Raw genomic sequence first — 278 nt, 5'->3', positions numbered from 1 at the left:
CTATCTGTCCACGGCAGACTGGAACGACACCCGCTGGAAGCGCCCCGAGTTCGACAAGATGCTTAATGCGGCGAAGGCGGAACTGGACGCGGTCAAGCGCAAGGAAATCTATTCCCAGATGGGCCGGATGCTGCGCGAAGAAGGCGGTGTCATCCTTCCGATGTTCAACGACTTCGTTGCAGGTGTCTCGGACGATATCGGTGGCTGGAACAACGATCCGAACGGCCCCGTCATGAACAACATGTCCCACATCAAGTGCTGGTTAAAGGACGCCTAAG

The 278-nt window shown here is 56.8% G+C and carries 1 pseudogene; it reads left to right on the top strand.

Features of this window, described 5'->3' with window-relative positions:
• A pseudogene (locus A3728_RS19805) lies at positions 1 to 277 on the top strand (ABC transporter substrate-binding protein); the annotation flags it as partial.
• Between the last annotated feature and the right edge of the window lies 1 nt (position 278).

It is taken from the genome of Sulfitobacter sp. HI0040, assembly GCF_001634885.1.
Lineage (GTDB): Bacteria > Pseudomonadota > Alphaproteobacteria > Rhodobacterales > Rhodobacteraceae > Sulfitobacter.
This window is presented reverse-complemented; position numbering and strand designations above follow the sequence as displayed.